This is a genomic window from Plantactinospora sp. WMMB782 (assembly GCF_049179135.1).
Taxonomy (GTDB): domain Bacteria; phylum Actinomycetota; class Actinomycetes; order Mycobacteriales; family Micromonosporaceae; genus Plantactinospora.
The window spans coordinates 7,107,688-7,121,850 of sequence record NZ_JBMHMC010000007.1; the positions used below are offsets into that span (position 1 = coordinate 7,107,688).

Consider the following 14,163-nt stretch of genomic DNA (forward strand, 5'->3'; position numbering starts at 1 on the left):
CATGCCCGAGCGGCACCCCACGGGCCCGGCCCGGCTCGGCATCGACTCGGCGACGATCGGTTACGACAAGCGCATCATCAGCGAGAGCCTGTCGGTGTCGATCCCTGACGAGTCGTTCACCGTGATCGTCGGCCCGAACGCGTGCGGCAAGTCCACGCTGCTGCGCGGCCTGTCGCGGCTGCTCAAGCCGAGCGCGGGCCAGGTGGTTCTCGACGGGGCGGACATCCAGTCCTACAAGACCAAAGAGGTCGCGCGACGGGTCGGGCTGCTGCCGCAAACCGCGATCGCCCCCGACGGGATCACGGTCGCCGACCTGGTGGCCCGAGGCAGGTATCCGTATCAGGGGTTCCTCCGTCAGTGGACCGAGGACGACGAGCAGGCCGTGCTGCGCGCGATGGATTCCGCATCGGTCACCGAGCTGTCCGGCCGGCTGGTCGACGAGCTCTCCGGCGGGCAACGACAGCGGGTGTGGGTCGCCATGGCGCTTGCGCAGCACACCGACATCCTGCTGCTGGACGAGCCCACGACCTTCCTCGACATCACCCACCAGATCGAGCTCATGGAGCTGTTCACCGACCTGAACCACCTCGGCCACACCATGGTCGCCGTACTCCACGACCTCAATCACGCCGCCCGCTTCGGCACCCACCTGATCGCCATGAAGGACGGCGCCGTCGTCGCGGAAGGGTCGCCGTCGGAGATCGTGACCGTCGAACTCGTCGAGGAGGTCTTCGGCCTGCGCTGCCTGGTAGTCCCCGACCCCGTCGTCGGCACACCACACGTCGTACCCCTGGGACGGCACCGGGGACAGCCGTGACGCACGCCCCGGACACCGACCCGGCGGGCCTGGGACGCGGACCGCTGACCCGCTGGCTGCCCGTGTTCCTCCACACCCCAGGCGAACCCGCCGACACTCGGCCGGTCAAGGCCGGGACGAGGCTCACACCGGGCCGGTTCCTGCTGCGCGTGGTCGTCTCGGTGAGGCGGGTCAGCACTCCCGCGATGCTGTGCGCGACCGTGTGGCAGGTGGGCGAGTCGGCGGTCCCGGTGGTGATGGGGCTCGCGATCGACCGAGCCCTCGCAACTGGCGACACCGGGCAGTTGATGCTGTGGCTCGCCGTGCTGATCGCCCTGTATGTCGCGCTGACGTCGGCCGCAAGGCTCGCGCTGCGGCTGACCGCCTATGCGGTGAGGCTCCTGCAGCACCGGCTCCGCGGCACGCTCTCGACCCGCGTGCTGCATCCGGTCGACGGGGCTGCCCGTGCGCCGGACGGCAGCGTCGTCTCGGTGCTGACGAACGACGTTGACCGCCTGGCCAACGCGGTGATCCTCGTCATCATGCCGATCGCGAGGATCGCGGCCATCGGATTCATCGCCGCATCGCTGTTGGCGACGCACTGGCTGCTCGGACTCGTGGTGCTGATCGGGTCGCCGGTCGCGGTCTGGCTGATCGGCGTGCTCAGCGAGCGGCTCTCGCGAGACACCCGTGAGTACCAGGAGCTGCTGGCGTCCACCGTCGGGCGGGCCACCGACCTCGTCGCCGGCTACCGGGTGGTCAAGGGGATCGGCGTGCATGCCGAGGCGGAGGCGACCAGGCGGTACCGGCAGGCCAGCCAGGAGACCCTCGTCGGCGCCAGACGCAATGCCGGGCTGCTGGGAAGGTTCCTCGTGGGCTCGGGGGTGGTCACCGGTGTGTTCGTTGCCGCGGTGATGGGGCTGGCGGGCTGGTTCGCCGTGGACGGCCAGATGAGCATCGGCGAGCTGATCGCCGCCGTCGGCCTCACCCAGGCACTCCTTCCGCAGATCGAGTCCATCGCGAACGCGTCCATCCCGAACCTCGCCACAGCCCGCGCCTCGGCCGCGCGCATCCTCGACGTGCTGCGGGACAACGACACGTCCACCCCTGGGCCCGATGACGCGACCGGGTACGAGGTCGCGCCGCTGCCGGTGCTGGAGGTGTCCATGCCGAACAGCTCTGGGGACGACACGTCCGTCAGGGTCGAGTCGGGCGAGTTCGTCGGAGTCCTGACGGATGATCGGACCGCGGCTCACATTGCCGACACCTTGCTGGACCCCAGGGCTGGCGACGAGGTCCAGGTCCGGCTCGACGGACTGTCGGCGCGGGAGCTGTCCGCGGCCGCGTACCGCTCCCGGGTCACGGTCGCCCCGCACCGGGTGACGCTGTTCAGCGGTTCGATCCGCGACAACCTCACCGTCCCCGCTGATACGCCGGAACTGGTGGACTCCGCCCACCGGGACGCAGGACTGCGGGCCGCCGCGTGTGACGACTTCGCAGCCGATCTCGACATCCCGGTCGGCGAGGGCGGCAACCGCCTCTCCGGCGGCCAGCGCCAGCGGGTCGCCCTTGCCCGCGCCCTGGCGAGCGACGCGCCCGTGCTCGTGCTGCACGACCCGACCACCGCGCTCGACCCGGTCACCGAGCACGCCATCGCCGGCAGACTGCACGACATCCGTCGGGGGCGCTCGACGCTGCTGATCGCCTCGGCTCCGGCCTTGCTCGGTGCCTGCGACCGCGTCATCGAGCTGCTCGATGACGCACCGGCGGATGCGAGGAGAGCACAGTGAGCGGCGCATGCGCTGTGCCAGCCGATGCCGGGCTGCCGGTAGCGGGCGGTCGGGAGACCGCCAGGGAGGTGTGGTGGCTCAGCCGGGGCCACCGGCTTCGGCTCGCCGCGACCGGCGTGCTGGGGATCGTCAGCACTGGCGTCGACCTGATCCCACCCGTGGCGATCGGGTACCTCGTCGACCGCGTGCGGGCAGGCACCGCGGACCTCGGCACCGTGCTGACCATCAGCGCCGTCATGGCGTTCGCGGCAGTCCTCGGCGCGGCAGGCACCGCGGTGACGATCGTGCTTGCCACCCGGACCTACCACACCATCCTCGCCACATTGCGCGAACGACTCGTGGGCCGGGCCATGACACTCCCGCAGCACATCGTCGAACGCGCCGGCGCCGGAGACCTGATCTCCCGGTCCAGCGACGACGTGACCGCCGTGGCCGACGCCGCCTCCGCGGTGATCCCAGCGCTCACCGTTACCGCCTTCACCGTCGTCGTGTCACTCGGCGGGCTCGCGGCGCTGGAATGGCCCTACGCAGGCGCCTTCATCGTCGTCCTGCCCGTCTACGCGCTCGCCATGCGCTGGTACCTGCGCACCGGGCCGCGGGTGTACCGCGACGAACGCGCGGCGATGAGCGCGCGCGCCCAACAGATCCTCGAGTCGCAGCGCGGCTACCCCACAGTGCTCGGCTTCGGACTCGGCGAGCAACGGCACCGTGCCGTCATGACCACCGCGTGGGATGTCGCGGTGCAGTCGCTCCGTGCCCGGATCGTGCAAAGCATGCTCAGCGCCCGCCTCAACACCGGCGAATGCATGAGCCTGGCCGCCGTGCTCGTCGTCGGCTTCGTCCTCATCGACGACGGGTCCTCGACCGTCGGCGCCGCCACTACCGCCATGTTGCTCGTACTGCGCCTGCTCGGACCGGTCAATCAACTGCTCTTCGTCATCGACACCCTCCAGTCAGCCCTCGCGTCACTGAGCCGCATGATCGGTGTCGTCACCATCCCGGTAGCGGACGACGCCGGGGAGCCGTCGAGGCCCGCAGGTGCGGCGGCCGCCGTACGACTCCACAAAGTCGCATTCCGCTACGAAGACGGCCCCCGTGTGCTCGACGACATCACCCTCGAGATCCCCGCTGGTCAACGGGTCGCCGTCGTCGGTGCCTCCGGCGCGGGCAAGACGACACTCGCCGCCGTGATCGCCGGCATCCAACGACCGGAGGCCGGTACTGTCGTCCGGCCCGACCGCACCGCGGTCATCGCCCAGGAAACGCATGTGTTCGCCGGGACCTTGCGAGACAACCTCACCCTCGCCGCCCCCGACGCCACCGACGTCGACATCCGCGCGGCGCTCGATGTCACCGGCGCCACCGGGTTGCTCGACCTGCTGCCCGCTGGGCTCGACACCGTGGTCGGCTCAGGCGGACATCCGCTCACCGACGCACAGGCACAGCAACTGGCCCTTGTCCGGCTGCTGCTCGCCGACCCAGAACTGGCGATCCTCGACGAGGCCACCGCCGAAGCTGGCTCGGTCCACGCCGGCCTGCTCGACCGAGCGGCCAACGCGGTCCTGGCGGGGCGTACCGGATTGGTGATCGTCCACCGGCTCTCACAAGCCGCTGCCTGCGACCGGATCGCGGTCATGGAGCACGGCCGGATCATCGAGAACGGCACGCACGAGGTGCTGCTCGCCACCGACAGCGTCTACGCGCGGCTGTGGAGCGCCTGGCGGGAAGGCCAGAGCATCGGTCGGGCAACAGGGGCGGAGTGATCGGGGCAGACAGCGCTGGCGCAGCACCTCGCACCCGCGCACGTATCTACCTAATACTCCAGCCGCACCTGCGCGCCCGGGTATTTCCGCAGATGAACGGCACGATCTGTGTCGCGTCAGTGTCGATGAGTCAGCTATCAGCGTCGATGTTATGCACTAGGCTGGCCGAGGTGGTCGAACTTCGTGTCTGACGCCTCCAGCGGCGGGTCCGCCCACCAGGTAGTTAGCTGCGGGGCCGCCTAATCCGGCTCTGTGCCGGTCCGATGTCGTTGAGATGGGTGTGTGGATTGCAGTCGCATGATCGGGGCGCCGGTCGTGCACCGTACTGCGGCTTTATGGAACCCGTGATCTGCGGCTACTCGACCCCACCGGCTCATCCGTGCGAGAATGAAACATGTGTTCGATAGCCTGTCGTGGTGGCGCAGCCGGTGATCATTGGCCGGTCTTCTGCGCCGCGGCCAACGACGGGCTATCGTCGCTGCTGGTGACGGTTGCGATGGCTTTGATGGTGGTGTCTGTTGATCTCGGGCTGACGTGGTTGGGATGACGGCCATTCTCAGCACCGACAGTGCCGCTTCGTCAGCCCGCCAGCTGATCCCGGGCGCGCTGAGCGCACGAAGGCTGATGGGTGGTCTATCTCGGCGCGATGTGGCTGCGCTGGCAGCGATGTCCGCGCGGGAGGTCTTCCTCTACGAGGAGGGGTTGCGTGCCGCGGGCCCGGCTGGGGTGGAGCGCCTGGCGCGGGCTGTCGGCTGCCGCCCTGATGAGCTGATCGATATCGAACCGGGTCGTGAGACGTTGGCAGACCTGCGATTCGCGGTGGGGTTGAGGCTGGCCGACGCGGCGGCGCTGGCCGGATCGTCTCCGGCTGGTCGAGAGCTGCGCGTGTCGGCTGAGATGCTGTCCGCGCTGGAAAACGGCGAGTCGCTTCATGAGCCGGGGTGGGACACACCGGTGGTGGCCGGTCGTCTCGTGACTGTGCTGGCGCGGATCTACGCAGTGCCGGTACGGATGGTGCTGGACGCGTGGATGCGTACCCGGCCGCAGGAACCTGCGCCGCTGGTGGAGACGCCGGACAGCGGTGGCCCTTCGCGCGCTGCGGTCGCGGCGTGGGCATCGCTGAATGAACGCCAGCGGGTGTATCTGGGCGAGATCATGCGCGACGACCGCATGACGGCTACGGAGATGTGGATGCGCAGGCTGCAGCGGTTGCCGGTTCCGAGGAGTGCTGAGTGGCGTCGGCTTCCGCTGGCGTTCAAAGGCGCGCCGGCGCAGACCGGGTACACCCGTTTGCAGGAGCGGTTGCGCCGGCGCGGCGTCCACGATCCGGGTACGGGTCCGACAGTGCATGCCCTGGCCCGGCGGGGTCTGGTGGTCGTGACCGAGGATGTCGTCGATGACCCGGTTGCCGGTGAGGTGGTCCGGGTCCTGGTGGAGATCACCCGGCGTGGCCGCGCCGCGGCCCGGGCCGGCTTGCACGAGCCGGTGGAAGTTGATCACGAGCCGCATCTACTGTCCGAGTGGCTGTGGAGCGTTCTGGTCCGGGTTGCGGCGGCCGAGCCCGACGGTCTGCCGGAGGATCGGCTGGCGGGCCGGGCGCTGTTCTTTCTCGGCGTCGGCTACCGCAGCGCTGCCGGCGGGCCGCCGAGCCGAGGGCTGATCGAGTCGGTGGCGGTTCTTGCCGCTGGTGGGACGCACGTGGAGGAGTTCCGGTGGCGGTTGACCGACCTGGGCCGACAGCACCTCGCCGCGTTCGTTGATCTTTATCGTCGGCGGTATCCGCGAGTGGATTGCACCGGCATCGAGGGCATCTTCTGATTTCTGACACGGGGCCGGGTCGCTTCGCGCCCGGTTTTTGTCGGAGGGTGGGTCTAGCATCCGCCCACGTGACTAATGCTGTCGATGACGACACCAGCACACTGAGCGATGACCATGCACGCTATCTCGTGACCAAGGCCGCCGTGCACGCCGCGAAGGCTTTGACCAGCCCCGGCCGGAAACCGGAGCAGCGGCTGGAGACGCTGATGGAGTGCCATGGCAGCGTCCTGGCCGCGCGTGGGCCCGGCAGCCCGCTGCCGTTCGGGCGATTCCGCGATGCACTCTCGGGTGACCTCGCGCAGCTGCTGCCTGCCGGGGTCGAACCGGTCGACCTCAAGGGACTGGCTGTCGTCGATCAGGACGGGCAGATCACCGAGAACGCGTTCGACCTGGACTTCGAGCAGCGAATGCTGTTGCACACCCTGCACAAACTCCACCGGGCCACGGGCGTGGCGGGCGTGCGGGAATTCCGCGAGGAGGTCGAGCAGGAGACGGTCTACCAGGCGTTGAGCAAGCAAGGTGTCCAATCGGTCTACGAGAATGGGCGCGAGGATCTGATCCGAACCCCGGCCGGGCACATGGATGATCTAGCGGACTTGCGGTTGCCGCCGAGCGTGGCCGACTTCTACCAGGAGATCCCGTACGGCTCAACACACCAGGGCTGGTGGTATGCCTGCCCGATCTGCCGGTGGCCGATGCGGCTGGTGCTACGAAAGAGCGCCGGCCTGCTGACGGGCTCGGCGCGATGCTGGCACACCCCGCACGCCGAGATGGGAGCCTCGTACCTGTTCCGGCCGACCAGCGACGGATCCGCCGCCGCGCTGCTTCCCGAGCCACGCCCGGACCTGCCCGCCGGTCGCGAGTCGGTGCTGTTCCCCGACCTCGACGCGATCCCGGAGCCGACGCCGGTAGACAAGCACAAGGCCTTGGTCCGGGGCGTGTGGCGTTACACCACAGTCCCGGGTATCCCCGAGCTGGCGTTGCGCGACCAGCTGCACGAGCGTGGCCTGGCGGCAGAGCTCTGGCCATCGCTGGACGCCTACGACCTGCGTGTGACGGTTCCCGGCATCGACAAGCCGTTCAAGGTCGACGTCAAGGATTACACGTCGGCGACAACGCTCGGCAGCCTCATCCACGCGCAGGAAGGCGACCGGGGCGGTGCCGAATGGCTCGTGGTACCGGACTACCGGGCCGGGCAGATTCCGCTGCTGTCCGAGGTGTGTGCCCGCTACGACATGAAGGCGATTACCGCTTCAGCCTTCGGCGAGCTCGTCTGCGCGAAGGCGGGGGTGAGGTGGGCATGAGTGAACCGACCGTGCAGACTAGCGTGGTCAACGCCGCGCTGGCGCTGGCCGCGCACTACCTCCCCCGCCGTATCGCGGGCGATGCTCGTGACGCCGCCGGGTTCGCCGACGCCGCGTTCCTGCTGTCCGGCAAGTACACGGCATGGGACCGCTGGAACGGGCTCACCCATGGCGAGAAGCAGCGCATTGCGCTGCTCGGATCTGTCGCCCCGGCCGACCTTGCCGAGCATCGTGCCTTCTCGGTCGCCGCCCGCACCCTCCTCTTACCGTCGGGTCCCGGCTACAACGACGGACCCGTGCCTCTGGCGGCGTTCGAGCTTGCCGGGAAGAACCCGTTTAAGGCCGATGCCGCGTACCCCCGTGTGGGAGGGAACCTGCTGGAGTACGCCGAACGGCAGACCGCCCGGTTCCGGCGCCCAAGCGCCCGCCCGAAACCGCCGGACTTCGCTGGCCCCGGAACGTGGACGACCCCGACGATCTACGTCAAGGACGGCGGTCAGATCTACGGCCGGGTCCGCATCCCCCGCTATCCACACTTCACTCAACCGTTCGACCATGACCGGCTGCCACACGCGTCGACTGTCGCGTACGAGCCCGAGCTGCGCATTCCCACGCACGAGCTGTTGAGCTTGGCCGCGCAGATCGACGAGCGGTTCCCGGCCGACAAGCGGTTCCTGTACACCACGCTGTCGGGGCTGTTCGATGTCTTGCAGACCACCGACACTGTCTCACCTCGCGACGTGATGACCCTGTCGGCCTGCGGACTGGAAATCTTCCACGCCCCGACCGGCACCGGCAAGAGCGTCCTGGTCCGGGTCATGGCTAGCTGGTTCGCCTTGAACAATCGGCGTCTGGCCATCGTGCAGCCCGACATCAAGTCCTGCCTGGCCATGACCTGGAACATCCGCGGCGACCTGGCTCACCTGCAGACGACGCACGCGCTGGAGCACACACCGACCTGCGCACATCTGATGTCCACTAGCGGGATGCACGAGCGGGCCGTCAAGCACGCCTCGCTGATCGACGAGGACCCGGACTCGCCCGGTGACTGGGGGCTGCGCGGAGAACGCGACATCGACCCGCTCGCCTACGGCTGCGCGCAGCGGGAATTCACCGAGGCCACCGGCGACTATCCGCCTGGTCGCGAACCGTGCCTGTCGCTGGGCCGGCAGGGTGTCGGGATGTCGGCCTGCCCATGGATCCCAACCTGCGGCAAGTTCGCCCCGGTCTACCAGGCGTGTGACGCGAACGTGGTCGTCATGAACCACTTCCTGTTCCTGCAGGGTTCCCTGCGCATCGGCGTCAACCTCGACGGCCGGCCGGTGTACACGATGACGGCTGCCGAGTTCGCGCTGCGCACCTGCCATGCCGTGCTCATCGATGAGGTCGACCAGTTCCAGTCCCGGGCCATCGAACGCTGCGCAAGCGATGTAAAACTACATTCGCGCCGCCACTGGACTTCCGCCCCGCAGGCGATGGACACCGACGCGAAACGGCTGCCCATCCACGACGAGAACGAGTTGCTGCCCTCGGTAAGCCACGTCCGGCTCATGGCCGAGTTCCTGCTGCTCAGCATCTGCCGCAACGCTCTGACCCTGACCGCCGTCGAAGACAAACGCGCCGCAGAACGCATTCCGGACCAGACCAGCAGCCGCTGGCACATGGCCCGCGGCCGCGACCGGACGCTCGCCGCACTGCTGTGGCCCGACCTCGAACTCGGCGAGGCCGGTATACCTGCCGAGGTCATCGAACGGATCAACGCGCTGATGCCCGAGCGCTTCCAGCAAGAAGACCGGCACGGACGGGCCAGTAGCACGCTCGAGCCGGTCTGGGCCGATGTCCAGCGCGGGCTGAGCGCGCTGGTCGGGCCGCGCGGCGAGACCTTGCTCGACGCAATCAAGATCGAACTGCACGAGCTGCTGGAAGATGCGATCACCGACGGGCACCGCCGCGCGCAGATCATCAACCTGCTGGCGACCCGCGCGGTGATGATCGAACTCGACGAGGCTCTGGCCGAGGTCCGCAAGACCGCCCAGCGTTACCGGTCGTCCGGGTTGCGGTCCGCCCAGAAAATCGTCGAACAGTTGCAGAACTCGGCGATCACCGCCGTGATGCCGATCGGCATGCTCGGCCGCTCCCTGACCGGCTACCGGGTCACCGGTCTCGATGACAAGGAACGTAGCGCCGAACTGGTCGCGCAGACTGTCGGCGGTGATCCGCACCTGTTCACCGCCGAACTCGGCGGGATCGTCTCGCTGAGCTTGGCCGGCACGCAGCGGCCGGTCATGGGGCTGTCCGCGACTGCGTTCTTCCCGCAGGCGGTCCGCGAGCACGTGCACGCACCGGTGCGCTGGTGGATGACCGACGCGCAAGCACGTTCCATCCGCGCCCGCAAACGCCGCGTCGAGTACGGCAAGGGCCACCCGCTGTTCGGCGAACCGATCAAGGTCTCCGGTCTGCACACCAGCCGCAAACGTGATGCGCTGATCGAACTCGGCGATCAGCTCTACGACCGCTACATCCGGAGTGAGCTGGAAAAAGCCGCCGTCAACGACCCTGATCGTGCCCACGTGCTGGTGGTGGCGAACTCCTATGAGCAGTGCGCCTGGCTCGCCCGCGGCATCTCCCAGTCCGGCTCCTACCGGTCCGGGCTGTGTGTGGCAGTGCGCGCCGAGGATCGGCACAGCCTCAACCCGGACCTGCCCCGCGAGGACCGCGCCGTGCGGCTGACCGGTGAGGAGTTCGAGACCTTCCCTGACCGGGGCAACATCCTGGTCGTGCCGCTGTCGCTTATCGCGCGCGGGCTCAACATCGTCAAGGGCATCCGCTCTGCGGTGCGCTCAGTCTACCTGTGCGTACGGCCCCTGGCGCTGCTCAACGAGCCGTCGGAGATGTACGCCAGCATCAATGCCGCCGGCATGCGAGCCCTGCCCGCCGGCGGAAGCAGAGACCCGATCGCCGCGCTCGCCGGTGCTCGTGACGCCGCGTGGGAGCGGTTGCGGTTGCTGTTGCGCTCGGCCAACCAGTTCACCTCCATGCAGAAGTCGCTGCAGGAGGAAGTCGTCGCGGGCATGATCGTCGACCTCATCCAGCTCGCCGGACGGGCCCGCCGCGGCGGCACGGAATCCGTCCTGCACATGGTCGACTTCGCGTTCCACGAAGACACCTGGAGCGCTGATCTCGACACGATTCTGCGCCGCATCCACGCCAAATGGCCGCCCGAGGTGCGGGCGCAGATGAACGCCCTGTACGGCGAAGCACTCAACGCGTTCCTGTCGTACGCCGGAATCGACCCGAACGAATACCCGCTGACAACTGTTCCCGGAGAAGAGGACGAGTGACCCCACAACGCCGCGCTCCCGGTCGCTACCTCGACACGCTCGCGTACCGCTGCACCCCCGACCTGGTCGGCGACGACGCCGTGTACCTTCGGCATCTGAGCCCCGAGACCCGCTCCCTCTGGGAAAACTTCGAACGCGCCTGCAAAGACCGGTACGGCAACGAATCAGCGCAGGCACCGTACTCGATCGCCACCACCGTGCTCAGCACGCTGACCGGCGGATACGTCTACTTCGAGCCCGGCGGTCCCCAGCCGTTCCTGGCCTCGCGGGAGCCGATCGACGACAAGCTGCTGTGCCGGGTGTTCACCCTCACCTACGGCCTTGCCCACGGCGTGACGATCCACGAGATCGACCTGCGGCGGCCCCCGGAGGTGGCGCAGAGCATCGCCGATGCGCCGGAGAAGAAGGAGTACCTTGCCCAGCACATCCGGACGCAGGACGGTGTTCAGCCGGTCGCCCCGAACTGGGTGTACCGCACCATCACCTGGGGGCTGGCGCAAAAATTGGCCGGCCCGTGGGCGGTTCGCGACGGGCTCAGCGTCACGTTGCGCCCGGATGTCACCGGCGGCCTCGTAGCCCTCGACAAGCCGTGGGAGAGCGACCAGGGCGGCCGGTACGCACTGTCACGTACCGCGCTGAGCCTGGAAACCGTGCCGAACATCGTCAACCCCGTGCTCATGGTGACCTCCCGGGTGACCCGGATCTCGGATTCGCTGATCTTCAGCAGGACGGTCCTGGCGGTCCAGCCCGGAGAGAACCGGCCGATCCTCGAGGTCGCTCTGCACGGCGGTGGCGGAGCCCGCACGATCAGCCGATACGCGCTCGAAGCGCTCGGGCGCCTCGACATGGACTACTCCATCCTGCAAGCCATCGCAGCCCGCTCGCAGGCCGAACAACGGATGCGCGCCGAAGCCATTGCCAAGGCCGGCCACGACGACAAACCCAAGCTGACGTTCTCCCGCGAGCGCCCGAGCCAAATCTGGCCGGTGCTGGCGAAGAACCGGCAGTTCCCCATTGGCGTCGGCACCGGCATGCACCACCTGCGTGTGCTCAACCAGCACATCGTGGACCGGCTCGGTGATCTGGCCCAACCGATCGTCGCGCGCGCCACTACCCTGACCTTGCCGCACCGGCCCACCGACCCGGAGAAGGTGTCCAAGGCGGAGTTGGATCGGCGCAAGGCTGCCCGCGAAGCCGGCGCCGAGGTGCGGCTGCGCGGCAAAGGCACCGCATTCCCCGACCCCGCCTCCATCGCCGCTGCGGTGAAGGCGGCCGGCTTCACTAGACTGCGCCTCGTCTGTCTGTGGTACCGCGACGAGACCCGCCTGCGGATGATCGCGACCCTCGCCAAGACCTACGGCCTCGCCACCGAGGGCTTGGACCCACGCGACGGCCAGGAGATCGACCTTTACGGCGGAACGGTCACCGCGGTCTTCCGATTCATGGGTGATTTTCTCACCCATGGCAGCCCGCACGGCAGAACGAAGGCGTTGAAGCCGGCCGAGGCGGCGCTCGACCCCAGCGGCGGCGTGCTGGTCGGCACGTGGTGTGAAACCCACGTTCCCACTGCCGAGGACGCCCCCGGCCGCAAACCGGCCGAGCTGGAGGAACTGGACGCCAAGCCGCAAACCAAGACGATCCTGGCTGGCCGGGACATCGCGAGCCAGTATCTGCTCGGCAAGAACGCGCAGGGTGTCATCGCGCCGAAAACGCCCGACCACCCGAGTGAGATGGCGCTGCTCGACCTGTACCGCTCCCTCGGCATCATCGACGATCGCATCGCCAACGCTCTGCGTCCCGAAGCCCGGCACGCCGCATACGGCGCCGACCGCATCGCCCACGTCGGATTCCACATCCGCCAGCAGAACAACCGCAAACGCGAGAAAGGCGCCCCCAAGGCCGTCGTGACCGCAACCGCACTGGTTCCGCCGGCCGTCGCGGGCGACGTGTGGCAACTGCGCGGCTGGAGTTCGACCGCTGCTCGCTGGCAGCCCTACCGCTGCGCCCAGAACGAGTTCCACGCCACGAACTACCCGAGCGAGGCTGGCGGCAAGAAGTCCCACCGTCAGCGGTGGGACGACATCGGGGCCATCATCGAACGGGCGCTGGAAGACCTCATTGAAGAACTCGACGGCCGCCCCTATGTCGTCACCGTCGACGAAGACAGCGCGCGGCGTATCTGGGATGGTCTGCAGAACAGCAAGCAGGGGCTGCATCCCGACACGCGCAAGAGCAAATACTGGCTGCCCGGCTTCACCCTTCCCGCCGACGAACAGCCCGACGCGGTTATCCGTATCAACATCGCTGACGACCGGGTGCCTCCGCCGGTTAGCTACACTCACGTGCTCAGCAGCCGAGAGGAGGAGAAAGAAGGCGAGACGACCAAGGCGCTGTACGAGATCGAGACGGACTTCAGCACCCCTGTATGGTTGCTTTGCAACGTTCCCCGCAACTACGACGGCGGCAACTCCGGCCGGCTCGGCGCGAAGTACACCCGCTGGGACGCGAAACATTCCGTCAATTCGGAGAACAAGGAAGAACGCCGGAAGAGCGAGATCCCCGAGCCGTGGTACTCGATGACCGCCACGGAAATCTTTCCCATCGCCCTCAACGACCGCGTCTCCCACGAAGCGCTCGCGTTCGCCACCGCCCAGCTTTGCCACCAAACCATGTACTGGTCCGACCGCGCCCGGTACCCGGTCGCCCTGCACGCGGCAATCCAGATGGACAAAGACCATCCGCAGTACCGCCGCACCGCGCAATCAGCCGATGAGGAAGCCAGCTCCGATGCAGAAGAATAGGTTCTGAAGCTCGAGCTGCGGCACGAGAACGACTGCCAGCTCCGCACCCGGCACGGGCGCGGAGCTTCCGGCACATGGTCGCTCACGCGCCGGCGCGTCATCCGCTTTACGATAGTGCGTGAGGTTGCCTCGCCGAGGTGCCCAGACAACGCAGCGATGATGTTGGCGAAGCGCGCCGCTGCCAGCAGGTGACTGAAGTTCGGGTAGCGGCTCGGTTGCTACTGCCGAGATCGGCGGTCGCTCGCCAATGACTGGGCTGTCGGCGCTGCGGATACCCCTGTGCCGTCGGTCGCATCGACTCTGACACCCATAGGCGACGGCGACGTGCACGCTCCCGAACCGGATTCCAGCCCATTGAGGATGGTCGCGGGGCGCTAATCGCACATCGGCTTCAGCGCCTCGACGTAAGCCGGGAACCGATCCATCTCGAGTCGTCGACCGACCGCAACGGTGCGCTGTACAAAAGGCACGAGTTCGTGCCAGGCCAGATCATTCGCGGCCGCCTTGGCGCTGCGAGCCCCGTCGCGATGTGGCGCCAACCGGTGGCGGT

At 68.1% G+C, this 14,163-nt stretch carries 7 protein-coding genes; all 7 read left to right on the plus strand.

Translation table 11 applies throughout. The annotated features are described in order from the left end of the window. Position 1: 1 nt before the first annotated feature. The 7 genes from ACN28A_RS33800 (at position 2) to ACN28A_RS33830 (ending at position 13,613) form a co-directional block, all read left to right on the plus strand. Positions 2–817 (plus strand): ABC transporter ATP-binding protein, encoded by an 816-nt coding sequence (locus tag ACN28A_RS33800; RefSeq protein ID WP_421404792.1) that lies wholly within the window; start codon positions 2–4, stop codon positions 815–817. Further along, positions 814–2,586 carry an ABC transporter ATP-binding protein gene (locus ACN28A_RS33805; protein WP_421402436.1) on the plus strand — a complete coding sequence of 591 codons (1,773 nt, stop codon included), beginning with the start codon at positions 814–816 and terminating at the stop codon, positions 2,584–2,586. Before ACN28A_RS33800 ends, ACN28A_RS33805 begins: the two co-directional genes overlap by 4 nt. Beyond that, positions 2,583–4,349, plus strand: coding sequence for an ABC transporter ATP-binding protein (locus tag ACN28A_RS33810; protein WP_421402438.1), 1,767 nt, complete (start codon positions 2,583–2,585; stop codon positions 4,347–4,349). The genes ACN28A_RS33805 and ACN28A_RS33810 overlap by 4 nt, the downstream gene beginning before the upstream one ends. 543 nt (positions 4,350–4,892) lie before the next feature. Beyond that, positions 4,893–6,167 carry a helix-turn-helix domain-containing protein gene (locus ACN28A_RS33815; protein ID WP_421402440.1) on the plus strand — a complete coding sequence of 425 codons (1,275 nt, stop codon included), beginning with the start codon at positions 4,893–4,895 and terminating at the stop codon, positions 6,165–6,167. A 68-nt stretch (positions 6,168–6,235) separates the two neighbouring features. After that, positions 6,236–7,471, plus strand: coding sequence for a hypothetical protein (locus ACN28A_RS33820; protein WP_421402442.1), 1,236 nt, complete (start codon positions 6,236–6,238; stop codon positions 7,469–7,471). After that, positions 7,468–10,812, plus strand: coding sequence for a hypothetical protein (locus ACN28A_RS33825; RefSeq protein ID WP_421402444.1), 3,345 nt, complete (start codon positions 7,468–7,470; stop codon positions 10,810–10,812). The genes ACN28A_RS33820 and ACN28A_RS33825 overlap by 4 nt, the downstream gene beginning before the upstream one ends. Continuing rightward, positions 10,809–13,613 (plus strand): RNaseH domain-containing protein, encoded by a 2,805-nt coding sequence (locus tag ACN28A_RS33830; RefSeq protein WP_421402446.1) that lies wholly within the window; start codon positions 10,809–10,811, stop codon positions 13,611–13,613. Before ACN28A_RS33825 ends, ACN28A_RS33830 begins: the two co-directional genes overlap by 4 nt. Positions 13,614–14,163 lie beyond the last annotated feature (550 nt).